The 13,994-nt window shown below is 37.0% G+C and carries 17 protein-coding genes; all 17 read left to right on the top strand.

The features are described 5' to 3' along the window. The first annotated feature begins 236 nt into the window (after positions 1–236). The 17 genes from RT41_RS06285 to RT41_RS06205 all read left to right on the top strand — a co-directional run bounded on the left by RT41_RS06285 (position 237) and on the right by RT41_RS06205 (position 13,960). The gene (locus tag RT41_RS06285) at positions 237–1,019 is read left to right on the top strand and encodes a class I SAM-dependent methyltransferase (protein ID WP_096818236.1); all 783 of its coding nucleotides are present in this window, start codon (positions 237–239) and stop codon (positions 1,017–1,019) included. 115 nt (positions 1,020–1,134) lie between these two features. After that, positions 1,135–2,379 (top strand): GTPase HflX, encoded by a 1,245-nt coding sequence (hflX, locus tag RT41_RS06280; RefSeq protein WP_096818257.1) that lies wholly within the window; start codon positions 1,135–1,137, stop codon positions 2,377–2,379. A 154-nt stretch (positions 2,380–2,533) separates the two neighbouring features. Next, entirely contained in the window at positions 2,534–2,848 is a 315-nt protein-coding gene (yhbY, locus tag RT41_RS06275) for a ribosome assembly RNA-binding protein YhbY (protein WP_096818234.1), read from the top strand. A gap of 111 nt (positions 2,849–2,959) precedes the next feature. Further along, positions 2,960–3,556 (top strand): nicotinate-nicotinamide nucleotide adenylyltransferase, encoded by a 597-nt coding sequence (locus RT41_RS06270; RefSeq protein ID WP_096818232.1) that lies wholly within the window; start codon positions 2,960–2,962, stop codon positions 3,554–3,556. Positions 3,557–3,737: 181 nt separating this feature from the next. Further along, positions 3,738–4,202: an AAA family ATPase gene (locus tag RT41_RS06265; RefSeq protein ID WP_054639527.1), complete on the top strand. Its 465-nt coding sequence runs from the start codon at positions 3,738–3,740 to the stop codon at positions 4,200–4,202. 2 nt (positions 4,203–4,204) lie between these two features. Then, on the top strand, positions 4,205–4,798 hold the full coding sequence (gene yqeK / locus RT41_RS06260; protein ID WP_054639526.1) for a bis(5'-nucleosyl)-tetraphosphatase (symmetrical) YqeK: 594 nt from the start codon (positions 4,205–4,207) through the stop codon (positions 4,796–4,798). Between the two features lie 249 nt (positions 4,799–5,047). Further along, entirely contained in the window at positions 5,048–5,410 is a 363-nt protein-coding gene (gene rsfS, locus RT41_RS06255; RefSeq protein ID WP_054639525.1) for a ribosome silencing factor, read from the top strand. A 61-nt stretch (positions 5,411–5,471) separates the two neighbouring features. Next, entirely contained in the window at positions 5,472–6,251 is a 780-nt protein-coding gene (locus RT41_RS06250; protein WP_054639531.1) for a class I SAM-dependent DNA methyltransferase, read from the top strand. A gap of 49 nt (positions 6,252–6,300) precedes the next feature. Then, on the top strand, positions 6,301–7,431 hold the full coding sequence (locus tag RT41_RS06245) for a nucleotidyltransferase (protein WP_096818228.1): 1,131 nt from the start codon (positions 6,301–6,303) through the stop codon (positions 7,429–7,431). Positions 7,432–7,576: 145 nt separating this feature from the next. Further along, complete coding sequence (locus RT41_RS06240; RefSeq protein WP_096818219.1) at positions 7,577–8,296, top strand: YebC/PmpR family DNA-binding transcriptional regulator; 720 nt, start codon at positions 7,577–7,579, stop codon at positions 8,294–8,296. Positions 8,297–8,464: 168 nt separating this feature from the next. Then, on the top strand, positions 8,465–9,130 hold the full coding sequence (locus tag RT41_RS06235; RefSeq protein WP_096818217.1) for a uracil-DNA glycosylase: 666 nt from the start codon (positions 8,465–8,467) through the stop codon (positions 9,128–9,130). A gap of 1 nt (position 9,131) precedes the next feature. Then, on the top strand, positions 9,132–9,575 hold the full coding sequence (locus RT41_RS06230) for a GNAT family N-acetyltransferase (RefSeq protein WP_054639524.1): 444 nt from the start codon (positions 9,132–9,134) through the stop codon (positions 9,573–9,575). Between the two features lie 12 nt (positions 9,576–9,587). Beyond that, entirely contained in the window at positions 9,588–9,956 is a 369-nt protein-coding gene (locus RT41_RS06225) for a DUF871 domain-containing protein (protein WP_143467353.1), read from the top strand. A 108-nt stretch (positions 9,957–10,064) separates the two neighbouring features. Next, positions 10,065–11,051, top strand: coding sequence for an adenosine deaminase family protein (locus RT41_RS06220; RefSeq protein WP_054639522.1), 987 nt, complete (start codon positions 10,065–10,067; stop codon positions 11,049–11,051). Between the two features lie 96 nt (positions 11,052–11,147). Next, entirely contained in the window at positions 11,148–11,324 is a 177-nt protein-coding gene (gene rpsU, locus RT41_RS06215; RefSeq protein WP_003134539.1) for a 30S ribosomal protein S21, read from the top strand. Between the two features lie 215 nt (positions 11,325–11,539). Next, complete coding sequence (locus RT41_RS06210) at positions 11,540–12,736, top strand: phosphoglycerate kinase (protein ID WP_096818216.1); 1,197 nt, start codon at positions 11,540–11,542, stop codon at positions 12,734–12,736. Between the two features lie 51 nt (positions 12,737–12,787). Beyond that, positions 12,788–13,960 carry a class I SAM-dependent rRNA methyltransferase gene (locus RT41_RS06205; RefSeq protein WP_096818254.1) on the top strand — a complete coding sequence of 391 codons (1,173 nt, stop codon included), beginning with the start codon at positions 12,788–12,790 and terminating at the stop codon, positions 13,958–13,960. Positions 13,961–13,994 lie beyond the last annotated feature (34 nt).

Here is a 13,994-nt window from a genome sequence, read left to right as displayed (position 1 = left end):
AGATTTAAAACTTTGCAACAGAACCAATTAACCCATGATTTTGTATGACTTATTAAGAAAAGAACGAAAAAGTTGGATGATCTAACTTTTTTATTTTTTATGTTGCTATTTTGGGATAAATAGGCTAAAATCAGGTCAATAGCCATCTTGATAGATTAGAAGAGGAAGATAAAATGTGACGCTAATGATGCTTTAGAAATTTATAAGAAGAAAATAAAACTAAAGTGAGAATAAAAATGGAAAATTATAGAGATTTTAACGCAAAAACAATTGATTCATGGAATTCAGAAGGTTGGGAGTGGGGACAAGCCATCTCTCACGAAGTTTTTTCGGCTGCTCAAAAAGGAGATTGGTCAATTGTCTTGACCCCTCAAACATCCGTACCGATGAATTGGTACTTCCCATTTGTTGATGAAACGGGTCATTTTCGTAAGGGAACAAAAGTGTTGGGACTCGCTTCAGGTGGTGGTCAACAAATGCCGATTTTTGTTGCAGCAGGTGCAGACTGCACAATTCTTGATTTATCGGATTCACAATTGGCAAGTGAGAAATTTGTTGCAGAACGTGAAAATTATGAGATTAAGATTATAAAAGCTGATATGACCCAGCCTCTCCCCTTTGAAAATGAGAGTTTTGACATCATTGTGCATCCTGTTTCAAACTGCTACATCGAGAATGTTCAGCCCGTTTGGCAAGAGGCTTTTCGGATATTGAAAAAAGGGGGGCTATTGCTTTCTGGTTTAGATAACGGTTTTAATTATTTATTTGATGAATATGAGGCACCGATGACGATTCAAAATGTACTTCCTTATAATCCTTTAATAAATGAAAATCAAATGAAAAAAGCATTAGCAGAAAATGATGGCGTGCAATTTAGTCACACTTTTGGTGAACAAATTGGTGGTCAACTAAAAGCTGGTTTTGTCATGACTGATGCTTTTGAAGATTTTTATGACGATAATAGTAGGAAAAATCATGGCTTCCCAGAATTTTGGGCAACAAGAGCATTAAAAATTTGATAAAAATGTAAAAATGGGAAAGCTGATCAATCAGCTTTTTCTTTTTATATTAGAAAAGAATGCCTGCTAAATATGATATAATAAGGCTAAGTAAGTTTTAAGGAACGTGAAAAATTTGATTGAAAATGAAGAAAAACAAGAACGAGTTTTGCTCGTTGGAATCGAAACTTTTGAGAATGAGGCTTATTTTGAAAGTTCAATGCAAGAATTGTCAGACCTGACGAAAACAGCTGGTGGTCTTGTTGTTGATTCCTTCACGCAAAAGCGAGATAAGCCGGATAGTCGTTATATGATCGGCTCTGGCAAATTAGAGCAGATACACTGGGCAATAGAAGTCGGTGAAATTGATACAGTCATCTTCAATGATCGTTTGACGCCTAGACAAAATGTGAATCTGGAGAATGCGCTTGATGTCAAAGTTATTGACCGAATGCAATTGATCTTAGATATTTTTGCTTTACGTGCAAGAAGTCATGAAGGGATGCTACAAGTGGAACAAGCTCAATTGACTTACTTGCTGCCTCGTTTGGTTGGTCAGGGAATTGCCTTGTCAAGACAAGCGGGTGGAATTGGTTCAAAAGGACCTGGTGAATCCAAATTGGAAATGGATCGTAGACATATTCGCAAGCGTATTGAAGACATCGAAAAAGCACTTAAGAAAGTTGAACAGACGCGTGAAACAATGCGAAACAAGCGTACTAAATCAGGGATTTTTAAGATCGGATTAATTGGCTATACGAATGCTGGAAAATCTTCTATTATGAACGCTCTGGTGGGAGAAGATAAAGAGCAGTATGAAAAAGACGAGCTTTTTGCTACGCTTGATTCGACAACGAAAATGATTAAATTAACAGATAGTTTTACAGCGAGTTTAACTGATACGGTTGGTTTCATTCAAAATTTACCTACTGAATTAATCAAGGCATTCAAATCTACCCTTGAAGAAGCGGCGAATGTTGATTTACTCATTCATGTCATAGATGCGAGCAACCCTGATCATGAAATCCATGAGCAAACGGTCTTAAAAATCATGAAAGATCTTGATTTGGAAAAAATACCCGTTCTGAATGTCTACAACAAGATGGACAAGGCTCAAAGTGACTTTATCCCAACTTTGTCACCAGCTATTCAAATGTCAATAAAATCACGCGAGGGTGCACAATGGCTTAAAACAGGGATTTTGGAGAAACTACATGAGATGTTTGAGCATTTTGAACTCCAGTTATCTTACTCCAAAGCATATCAACTTCCTGAAATTCGTAAAACAGCACTGATTGAAGAAATTATTGAAGAAGAAGAGGGCTATCAGATTTCTGGCTTAATCTCTAAAAATTTAATGTGGAAAATTGATAATTTATAAAATAAATAAAAATCGGAGCGATCCGATTTTTTATTCCACACCATTCCATGAGAGATGAGTGGTATCCTTTTGGCAAAGGTAGACAAGAAAAAACGCTTGTAAATTATGTTATAATAGCATATAAGGAAAATGCTTATATTAGAAAGTGAAAAACATGGAATTAAACGGAAAACAAAAACGATACTTACGATCACTTGCGGTCAATATTCGCCCAATCGTACAAATTGGTAAAGGTGGATTGACAAATGAAATTTTGACAAGTATTCGTAAGGCAGCGGATGCGCGAGAATTAATTAAGGTCAATATCCTACAAAACTCAGATGAAAGTCGAGACAATGTTGCAGATGCAATAGAGGAGATGGGACTTGACGTTGTTCAAATTATTGGTCGCAACATCGTTGTTTTCAAAGTCGCAGATAAAAAAGAAAATCGTAAGATTTCAGTTGATGTAAAAAATTTATTGAAATAAAATGTGAGTAAAGGAATATCGGGAAAAGTTCCCGATGGCTGGAATTAGTATCGGTTATTGCAACTTGATATGTTTTAAAATGATAAAATATTCCATGTCAAAGGCAAGAAAATGGCAATAGATCTCTTAACACCTTTCACAAAGGTACAATTAAAAGAAGAAAAAACTGAACAACGACGGTTGATTGGGCTTTTTTGGGGGAATTTTAATCCTGTTCATGTTGCTCATTTAACCATTGCAGATCAAGTCAGACAACAACTCCACTTGGAAAAAGTGGTCTTTTTGCCTGAGCACAATACGAATGGTCATGTTGCAAGTATGTTGGCAGCGGCAATTGATGGACACCAAGGGCTTGAAGTTGATGCCTGCCGTTTGAGAACACCAGGGAATGGGATTTACGAGACGGTATGTGAACTTCGTGAAGAAAACCCAGAATGTGACTTTTATTTTATTGTGGGCGGCGACATGATTTCTCAACTAGACCGCTGGGAACATATTGATGAATTGTTAGGCATGGTACAATTTGTTGGAATCCGTCGACCCCGTTATCGTGTGGGAACTTCATTTCCCATTTTATGGGTTGATGTACCAGCAATGGATATTTCAGGTAGTCTCATCCGAGAACAACTCGCACAGGGGCTTATTCCCCATTTTCTGCTTGCCCCAAAGGTTTTGGACTATATCTTAAAGAATGGATTGTATATTTAATAGATGGTACTGAAATGAAAATTACAGTTATTCAAGCGCGTACACAATTTAACAAAATTTCTGCTATAAATGGTTTGGACGAAGGATTTGTGGTACCGAATTATGAAAAAAGATGATTTACTTGTGTTCTATTTGAGAATGGTCTGAATCAAGATTTAATTGAATTTTTAAAGAAGCAAATATGAAGCTATATATTTCAGGAGCCCCTGGTTCAGGTAAGTCAACATTAGCAAGACAGTGTGCTGAAAAATTGAATATTCCGCTCACTTCATTGGATCAATTGTTATGGTCCGGTGAGGAAAGAAGGGATGAGGGCGAGGCGGAACTGATTTTTAAGAAAGTTCTTGCCCAAGAAAATTGGATTATTGAAGGAGCACAGAGACGAGAGTTCTTTGAGTCGGCATTTTTTTGTGCAGATAAAATTATTATCCTTGCATTTCCTAAACGCCTTATTTTTTTTCAAATTATTTCACGTTGGCTTAAGCAACGTTTTAATTTTGAAACATCAAGTTATTTGCCAACATTTCGGATGCTAAGGCTAATGTTTGTGTGGGTTGGGAGATATCGACAAGATATCCCGTTTCCAGAAAAACAAATCATTTTGAAGAATCGAAAAGACAAACATGAATTTTTGAAGGAGCTTTAAATTTGAATATCAATCGAGAAGAAATTTTACAAAAACTGCGTTTACAAGTTAAAGCATCACGTTTTAAACATTGTTTAGGCGTGGAAAAAGCAGCGCAGGAATTAGCTGAACGCTTTGGCTATGAGAGACCAGAGGTTGCCGCACTCGCAGGACTATTGCATGATTACGCAAAAGAACAAGATCAGTCGGAATACTTTCGCTTGATTGATCAATATGGACTTGACTCTGAACTAAAAAAATGGAACAGTAGTGTCTGGCATGGCTATGTAGGTTGGCTCAAGGTTAAAGAGGACTTTCCTGAAATTGCTGAAGAATACCCTGAAATTTTACGGGCGATTGAGATACATACAGTTGGTTCAGGTTTGATGACAATGCTTGACAAAATCGTCTATGTGGCGGATTATATTGAAGAAAATCGTGATTTTGATGGCGTGGAAAAAGCACGCAAAATCGCTAACCAGTCACTTGATGCAGCAGTAGCTTACGAAACTGCACACACGGTTGAATTTTTAGCACACAAGCAAGTTCCGATTTTTCCGCAAACAATTGAAACCTATAACGCCTATATCAGTGCGCTTGAGGATATTAAGAAATAAAGCTAAGGAATTTCCTTTAGCTTTTTCTTTGTTGTCGCTCTATTTAATATAAAACAAACAGTGTGACAAATCACTCAATTTTACGTATTAATAGTTGAACGCTTCTTTTTTATTCGCTGATAATGCTCTTTTTAGAGCATCAATCGGGTCTCAAGATTAATTCAGGATAAATTTACATCGGGTTGGAGGCTATTAAGTGAGCCAATTTTATGGTAAAATAGGGATAACAAACAGATTGGATAAATAAATTTGAATTCAAAAGAATTACTTGATGTGGTTGTGAAAGCAGCCGATGATAAAAAGGCACTTGACATTGTTGCGCTTGATGTGAACGAAGTTTCTGGTTTCGCAGACTATTTCGTTATCATGGAAGCAATGAATACCCGTCAAATTGATGCCATTGTAGCTAATATTGATGACGAAGTAGGGAAAGCTGGTTATCTTGCTGGTGGTCATATTGAAGGAAGTGGTCGCGATGGTTGGGTACTCCTAGACCTCGGAGATGTTGTTGTTTCTGTGTTCTCTCACGATGAACGTGGACATTACAATCTTGAGAAACTTTGGTCAGATGCACCTTTGGTCGATCTTTCTCAAATGTTAGAATTAGATTAAAATTAAACTGGCAAATTTTGAAAGAAATTTGTCAATTTTATTAGATTTTTGTGAGGGAACAATGCCATTTTACGAAGATTTTTCACGCGTTTATGATCAAGTTATGGACCAAGAACTTTATGATCAATGGCTCGATTTTACGGAACGTCATTTACCTTTTAATAGTGAGGTGGGACAAGCAACTCATGATGTGACGGAGTCAAGTGCGCAATCAAAATCCATTTTTGAATTAGCCTGTGGTTCTGGGGCACTCTCTGTTCGTTTAGCTCAAAAAGGCTATCAAGTTTTTGGACTCGATATTTCTGAAGAGATGCTTACTTTAGCAAATCAAAAAGCTCACGATACAGGAGTGAAGGTTGAACTCGTGGCTGGAGATATGCGTGATTTAAGTGGGATTGGTCAATTTGATGCAGTCACTTGTTATTCAGACTCAATTTGTTATATGGCCGATTTATCAGAGGTCCAGCAGATTTTCAAGGAAGTCGCTTCCGTGCTGTTAGCTGGTGGAGTCTTTATTTTTGATGTGCACTCAACGCATCAGATCGATGATGTTTTCCCGGGGACTTCTTATCATGAAAATGAAGAAGATTTTGCTTTCTTGTGGGATAGCTTTGAGGGAGATGTGGGACATTCGATTGTCCATGAACTCACTTTTTTTGTTAAAGATTCGGATGGGAAATTTATCCGTAAGGACGAAGTCCATCAAGAACGTACTTATCCCATAGACGAATATTTATCAGCTCTCTCAAAATATTTTACAGAAGTGAAAGTTTATGCAGATTTTACAGATTCGGCACCAAATGACGAAAGTTATCGCTGGTTCTTTGTCTGCACGAAATAAAGTTCAAATGATCGTTTTAATCAATATGTTTTTGTAAAGAAAAGAAAAGATGGAAAAAATCACAGGAATCGTTGCTGAATTCAATCCTTTTCACAATGGGCACAAATATTTGTTAGAGCAAGCTGAGGGGCTTAAAATTATTGTGATGAGCGGAAATTGGGTTCAAAGAGGTGCACCAGCAATCTTTGATAAATGGACGCGCGCTGAAATGGCTCTAAAAAATGGCGCAGATTTAGTCGTTGAGATGCCCACGCTTGTTTCCGTTCAAGCGGCGGATTTTTTCGCTGCCGGAAGCATTCAAATCTTATCGCAATTGGGTGTGAATGAACTAGTATTTGGCTCCGAATCAGATACAGATTATAATAAAATTTCAGAATTATATGCGCATAAATCGGTTGAAATGAGCACTTTTATTGAGTCTCTTCCCGATGATTTCAGTTACCCTGAAAAAACACAATTGATGTGGCAAAAGTTTTCTGACATTCAGTTTGACGGAAATACTCCGAATCATGTTTTAGCCTTGGCTTATGCAAAAGCATGTGCAGATAAAAAAATTCATTTGAGAGCAATTGCAAGACAAGTGGCTCCTCACTCTAGTGAGAAAATTGAAAGACAAGGGAATGAATTGAAATTTGCTTCGGCTACCGCGATTCGTAATGCAATTTTGGCAGAAGGGACCTCAGAAAATGGAGTTGCGGAAGTCTATCCAGAAAATTTGGAACCCTTATATCAGTCAGCACCCGCTTCATGGTCGGATTATTATGATTTCTTGCGCTATAAAATTATCTCTAAGTCTGATTTAACTTCACTTTTTCAAGTTAATGACGAACTGGCCAATCGGCTTAAAAACAATGTCAAAATTGCACGAAATTTTGATCAGTTGGTCGAGCTTGTTCATACGAAACGGTACACAAAAGCACGCGTAAGACGTGTTCTAACGTATATTCTACTGGATATTAGTGATGATTTTCAGTTGCCCGATCTGATACATGTGCTAGGCTTTTCAAAAGCTGGTCAAGCGCATTTGCGAAAAGTAAGTGATAAAACGGTTGTCCGAATTGGTCAAAAACCATGGGATGAAATCACTCAAAGAGCAGATTCGATCTATCAATTAGGTCATCTAGGTTTAAAAGAACAAAATTATGGGCGTATTCCCATTATCATGGATAAATCAGAATAAGCATCAGCAAACGGTGCAAAGCCTAGATTTTGTGGTATAATATTGTAGTAAAAATCTCGAGCAAAAGCTCTATATTAAAGTAAAATGAAGGGACATCGGCAAAAAGTCGATGGCTGTAATCTTGAATTACAGTAGGTATAAACCAATGGGACGTAAATGGGCTAATATTGTCGCAAAGAAAACAAAAAATGACGGAGCTACCTCAGCAAAAAACGCAAAATTTGGCGTTGAAATTTATGTTGCTGCTAAACGTGGAGGATCAGCTGAACCTGAAGCCAACTCAAGCTTGAAGTTTGTCATTGAAAAAGCTAAGCAAGCGCAAGTTCCTCGCCACGTTATTGATAATGCACTGAAAAAAGCAGAAGGTAAATCAGATGAAACATTCGTTGATGGTCGCTATGAAGGCTTTGGTCCAAACGGTTCAATGATTATCTGTGAAACTTTGACACCAAATGTTAACCGTACCATTGCTGACATCCGTACTATTTTCCACAAAAATGGCGGAAATATTGCAGGTGAAGGTGCTGTAAGTTATATGTTCGATAACACAGGTGTTATTGTATTTAAAGGTGATGACGCTGATAGTATTTTTGAAATGCTTTTGGATGCTGAAATTGATGTTCGCGATGTCACTTCTGAAGAAGGATATGTACAAGTTTACACAGAACCAACAGAGCTTCATAAAGCACTTGCTGTGTTGAAAGAAAATGGGATCACTGAATTTGAAGAAACTGACCTTGAACTCATTCCACAATCAGAAGTTGAACTTTCAGATGAAGATTTGGAAATTTTCTCAGGTCTCGTGGATGCACTTGAGGATAATGATGACGTTCAAAAAGTCTACCATAATGTGGCAAATCTGTAATCATTAATTCAGATATTAATATAAAAGCGCATTGCGCTTTTTTGTTTTGTCAATTTATTTATTTACTCTGTCAAAAGTGTGGAACCATTTAATTTTGATAAGTATAGGGGATAGTATAAATAGCTTTAAAAAGTTGTTGTTTTTGCATCTGTGCGATATAATTAAGCCATGAAAAAAACAGATTGGTCAGCCCCATTGCGTGACCGTTTACCAGAAGCGTATTTTACGAAAATGATTGATTTTATCAATCAAGTTTATGGTAAAGATGGTCAAAAAATTTATCCCCCTGAAGAAAAAATATTTCGTGCGATTGAATTGACTCCGCTTGCCGAAAGTAAGGTAATTATTGTTGGACAAGACCCATATCCACAGCCTGGCAAGGCACAAGGCTTGAGTTTTTCTTACCCCAATACCTTTGAAGTTAATCGTCCTGATTCAATGGTTAATATCAAAAAAGAACTTGAAAATGAGGGATTCAAAAAAGAAGGAACAGACTTAACTGATTGGGCCACTCAAGGCGTCCTCTTACTCAATGCGGTGTTAACAGTTCCTGAATATGATTCGAATGCTCATGCAGGGAAAATTTGGGAACCCTTGACTGATGAAATTATTAAAATTGCGAGTGCTGACCCACGTCCAAAAGTTTTTATTTTGTGGGGCGGTTTTGCACGTAAAAAAGTAAAACTCATTGACTCTGAAAGGCATTTGATTTTGGAATCTGCTCATCCCTCACCGTTGTCCGCTTCACGTGGCTTTTTTGGGTGTAATCATTTTAAATTGGCAAATGAATTTTTAGTGGAATGTGGACAGTCTGCGATTGATTGGAGCAAATAATATGGAAATACTCATAGAAGATAATGAGTATTTTTCCAAATTAATTGATCAAAGACTGTTTGACTTTAATAGCCAAAGCGGAAAAACACCGTATTTTACTAAACGCGATAATCCGGACGAAGGGCGGAAGATTGGTTTTTATTGTACTGTTGATGGTAAGCTAATCGGTGGCGCAAATACGTATCTGACTCATGACTGGCTTTATCTGGATGAACTTTTTATTGAAGCAACTTATCGCAGAACTGGCTTAGGGACGCAGATAATGGAAACTATTGAGGCATACGCACGTCAGCATCAACTGGTTGGTATCTATGTTGAGACACATGAATTTCAAGCCCGTGGCTTTTATGAAAAGAACGACTTTGTTTGCTTAGGTGAACTGCCCAATTTTCCGAGGGGAAATAAAATGTATATTTTGACAAAAGTGTTTGAAAAAGTGGAATAAATGGGAGTTTTTATGGAAAAAATTTACGATGAAACCTTTGATAGTGGACGTCATCTCTGGTATAGGAATGTGCCTTTATCAGAACAAGCAAAATTTGGTTTAACAATTGCATTGAATGCTTCAACAGTGACAGAAATTATTGATAGGCTAAGTGCAGAAAGGGTACACAATCAAAATATTTTTGCTTATTTTTATGATCAAAATGAATCTGGAAATGCGATTACAGAATCTTTCCGTATCAGTCTTATGGTCAAAATTAACGAATCAAGTGTTAACGTGCGTTTTAATCTGTCCGACCTCGATTTTGCTGAACATCTTCAAGAAATTCAAGGATTTGAAAAAATGATGATTGAAAAATTAACCGAAGAGTTTGTCAACTAACACGCTTTTGAACAGTTTAGATTTGAAAAATCAATCATTCAGTGCTATGATAGACAACAATCAATCTTTAGATTGATTGTTTTTAATTCGAAAGGGCACTTGTAAACAATGGAAACAAAAACAGCAATCGAACTTGAACATCTCGCAGATTTGCATATGCATATTTCAGCCTCCGTGACACCAGAAATCCTCTGGGATTTAGCTCATGAGCAAGGAATGAAACTTCCGATGCGAGATTATTTTGAATTCGCGAAATCAGTCACGATAAATGGAAATGTTGGCTATGATGAATATTTGAAAATGTATGATTTATTGGAAGAAATTCAGTCAACGCCAGAGGCCATGTTTCATCTCGCAGAGCAAGTTCCGACACATCTTTATCAACATGATAAAATTGATTTGGTGGAAATTCGCATGAACCCAATGCTCCGTTCACGCGGGGGTAAAATAGATTTGGATCATATCATAGTTTATACCTTACAAGGACTTGAGCGTGCAAGTTTGAAATTTCCGCATTTAAAAACGGGATTAATATTGTCAATGGATCGTCGTTTTTCACCAGAAATTAATCAAATCATTGTTGAAAAAGCAATTAAATACAAAGATCGAGGCCTTATCGGAATTGATTTAGCTGGTCCAATTGATCAGAATTTCAGTTTTGCCCCACTTGAAAAAATGGCTCAAAATATTCACGCAGAAGGACTTGGGCTTACCATACACACAGGGGAGGCTACTGAAGCAGAGGAAATGTGGGAAGTGGTCACAAAACTTAAACCCAACCGGATTGGACATGGAATTGCCAGTGTTCATGATTTAAAATTAATGGACTACCTCAGAGAACATCAAATTGTGCTTGAAACCTGTCCAACGTCAAACTTGAAAACGAAGTCCGTTCAGAACATCGATGAAATGCGTTTTAATTATCGGACTTTGTTGGAGCATCAGGTACCATTCACAATTAATACGGATGGCCCAATTTTACAAAATACGACCCTCCCTAAAGAATTTGAAATGTTGCTTGAAAATCACATCTTGACACTGAATGAAGCAAAATCAGCAAATCAACTGGCCCACGATGTGAGTTTTATCAAATAAATAATGAATCTATTTGACAAAAGGTTCTTGTTTTTGTTAAAATATTATCAGCGTGTTTTTTAGCGCAAATTCAGAAACGGGAATGGGGTGAAATCAATGTCAAAAACTATCGTACGTAAGAATGAATCTCTTGACGACGCACTCCGTCGCTTCAAACGTTCAGTTACAAAAGCTGGAACTCTTCAAGAACTTCGCAAACGCGAACACTACGAAAAACCATCTGTAAAAGCTAAACGCAAATCAGAAGCAGCTCGTAAACGTAAAAAATTCTAATTGAAATTTTAAAAGAGGTTGATAACAACCTCTTTTTTATGTCAATTATCGAAACTAAAATAAGAAGATTAGTTATTTATATAATAATACTTTATATGTCTTTAGAATGTTACTCTGAGTGCGGTTACATGACTAAATCAGAAATTATAAAACCTATTTCATTAAATTTGTGATATAATTATCTTATCAAAAATTCCTAAAGGAGAAATTTCCAAATGGCAAAATTGACTGTTAAAGACGTTGAACTTGCAGGCAAAAAAGTCCTCGTTCGTGTTGACTTTAATGTTCCAATTAAAGACGGTGTTATCACAAATGATAATCGTATTACTGCTGCCCTCCCTACAATCAAGTATATCCTTGAAAATAACGGACGTGCAATCCTCTTCTCTCACCTTGGACGTGTAAAAACAGAAGAAGACAAAGCTGGTAAATCGCTTGCCCCAGTCGCAAAAGCACTTGCTGAAAAATTGGGACAAGAAGTTACTTTTGTTCCTGAAACTCGTGGTGAAAAACTTGAAGCTGCTGTAAATGCGCTTAAAGACGGCGAAATCTTGCTTGTTGAAAACACTCGTTTTGAAGACATTGACGGCAAAAAAGAATCTAAAAATGATCCTGAACTTGGTAAATATTGGGCATCACTCGGAGACGGTATCTTCGTAAATGATGCTTTTGGTACTGCTCACCGTGCGCATGCTTCAAACGTTGGTATTTCTGCTAATGTTGAAAAAGCTGTTGCTGGTTTCCTCCTTGAAAATGAAATTGCTTATATTCAAGAAGCAGTTGAAACACCAGAACGCCCATTCGTTGCAATTCTTGGTGGATCTAAAGTTTCAGATAAAATCGGTGTTATCGAAAACTTGTTGGCTAAAGCTGACAAAGTTATCATCGGTGGTGGAATGGCTTATACTTTCTTGAAAGCACAAGGTTACGAAATCGGAACATCACTTGTAGAAGATGATAAACTTGAACTTGCAAAAGGCTTGCTTGAAAAAGCAGATGGCAAATTGGTATTGCCACTTGACCATAAAGTAGCTAATGCATTCGCTGATTATACTGAAGTTAAAGAAACTGCAGACCAAAATATTCCTGCTGGGTTTATGGGACTTGACGTTGCCACTAAAACAATCGCTGACTACTCAACTCAACTTGAAGGTGCGAAAACTGTCGTTTGGAACGGCCCAGTTGGTGTGTTTGAAAACCCTGATTTCCAAGCTGGAACGATCGGTTTGATGGAAGCTATTGTTAAACAACCTGGCGTTAAATCAATTATCGGTGGTGGTGACTCAGCTGCAGCTGCCATTAACCTCGGTTATGCAGATAAATTCTCGTGGATTTCTACTGGTGGTGGAGCATCTATGGAGCTTTTGGAAGGTAAAGTACTTCCAGGACTTGCTGCATTGACTGACAAATAATAACACAATATGAATAGCGACTTTGGTCGCTTTTTTTGTTACAATTTAGATATGAAAAAAATCATTGTAAAAGCACAAGCGGCGAAGCGTTTGAAGAATGGATACCCTCTTATCGTTGCAGAGGATTTAGTTGAAGAAGGAGTTCTCGAAGGGTTTGTGGCTATTTATGACCAAAAGCAACAATTCATCGGAAAAGGTTACCTTTCTAAACAAAATAAGGGAATGGGTTGGCTATTGACCAATAGAGATGAACCGATTAATCAGGCTTTTTATGAAGAAAAGTTTGAAAAAGCGAAAACCATTCGCGACTCATTTTTTAGTGATCAACAAACAAATGCTTTTCGATTATTTAATGGAGAAGGAGATGGAATTGGGGGGCTGACGGTAGATTTTTATGCAAACTATGCTGTTTTTTCTTGGTATAACCCATTTATCTACTTGAATAAATTAGAAATTTTAACAGCATTTTCTAATATTTACCCAGAAATCTGTGGCATATATGAAAAAATAAGATTTTCTAATCAAGACAATATTGAAAGTCAATTTGTTTCAGGACAAAGAGCATCAGAACCCTTGATTGTTACGGAAAATGGTGTTCATTATGCGACATATCTCGATAAAGGTTTGATGACAGGCATATTTCTTGATCAAAAAAATGTACGTGGGGCATTGGCTGATGGCCTTGCAGCTGGGAAAAGAATGCTCAACATGTTCTCTTATACAGGTGCATTTTCTGTCGCGAGCGCATTTGGAGGAAGTATTCAAACGACGTCTGTCGACTTGGCTAAACGTAGCCTTGAAAAAACAAGTGAACAATTTTCTGTAAATGATATTGATCCTGCTACCCAAAAAATATATGTGATGGATGTTTTTGGTTACTTTGGGTATGCAAAGAAAAAAGAGCTCACTTATGATTTAATTGTGTTAGATCCTCCTAGTTTTTCAAGAAATGGGAAAAAAACATTTTCTGTTGCCAAAAATTACGGGGAATTGGTTGAAGACGCGATTGATATTTTAGATGATTTTGGAATCTTGATATGTTCAACAAATGCTGCGAATGTCAGCCGTAAAAAATTTCATCAACTTGTTTCGTCAGCACTGACAAAGAAAAATGTTCATTTCGATATTTTTCAAGAAGAACATTTACCAAAAGATTTTCATGTCGCTGAGACTTTTCCAGAAGGGGATTACCTGAAAGTCCTCTTTGTAAAAATTAGAAAATAGGAATGAAATAAAAAACAAAAGACAATTCTTTTGT

It is taken from the genome of Lactococcus fujiensis JCM 16395, assembly GCF_002441655.1.
Lineage (GTDB): Bacteria > Bacillota > Bacilli > Lactobacillales > Streptococcaceae > Lactococcus > Lactococcus fujiensis.
This window is presented reverse-complemented; position numbering and strand designations above follow the sequence as displayed.

Coding starts and splice junctions, on each gene's coding strand:
- RT41_RS06285 (WP_096818236.1), top strand. CDS start 237: ATGGAAAATTATAGAGATTTTAACGCAAAAACAATTGATTCATGGAAT.
- yhbY (WP_096818234.1), top strand. CDS start 2,534: ATGGAATTAAACGGAAAACAAAAACGATACTTACGATCACTTGCGGTC.
- RT41_RS06270 (WP_096818232.1), top strand. CDS start 2,960: ATGGCAATAGATCTCTTAACACCTTTCACAAAGGTACAATTAAAAGAA.
- RT41_RS06265 (WP_054639527.1), top strand. CDS start 3,738: ATGAAGCTATATATTTCAGGAGCCCCTGGTTCAGGTAAGTCAACATTA.
- RT41_RS06250 (WP_054639531.1), top strand. CDS start 5,472: ATGCCATTTTACGAAGATTTTTCACGCGTTTATGATCAAGTTATGGAC.
- RT41_RS06245 (WP_096818228.1), top strand. CDS start 6,301: ATGGAAAAAATCACAGGAATCGTTGCTGAATTCAATCCTTTTCACAAT.
- RT41_RS06240 (WP_096818219.1), top strand. CDS start 7,577: ATGGGACGTAAATGGGCTAATATTGTCGCAAAGAAAACAAAAAATGAC.
- RT41_RS06235 (WP_096818217.1), top strand. CDS start 8,465: ATGAAAAAAACAGATTGGTCAGCCCCATTGCGTGACCGTTTACCAGAA.
- RT41_RS06230 (WP_054639524.1), top strand. CDS start 9,132: ATGGAAATACTCATAGAAGATAATGAGTATTTTTCCAAATTAATTGAT.
- RT41_RS06225 (WP_143467353.1), top strand. CDS start 9,588: ATGGAAAAAATTTACGATGAAACCTTTGATAGTGGACGTCATCTCTGG.
- RT41_RS06220 (WP_054639522.1), top strand. CDS start 10,065: ATGGAAACAAAAACAGCAATCGAACTTGAACATCTCGCAGATTTGCAT.
- rpsU (WP_003134539.1), top strand. CDS start 11,148: ATGTCAAAAACTATCGTACGTAAGAATGAATCTCTTGACGACGCACTC.
- RT41_RS06210 (WP_096818216.1), top strand. CDS start 11,540: ATGGCAAAATTGACTGTTAAAGACGTTGAACTTGCAGGCAAAAAAGTC.
- RT41_RS06205 (WP_096818254.1), top strand. CDS start 12,788: ATGAAAAAAATCATTGTAAAAGCACAAGCGGCGAAGCGTTTGAAGAAT.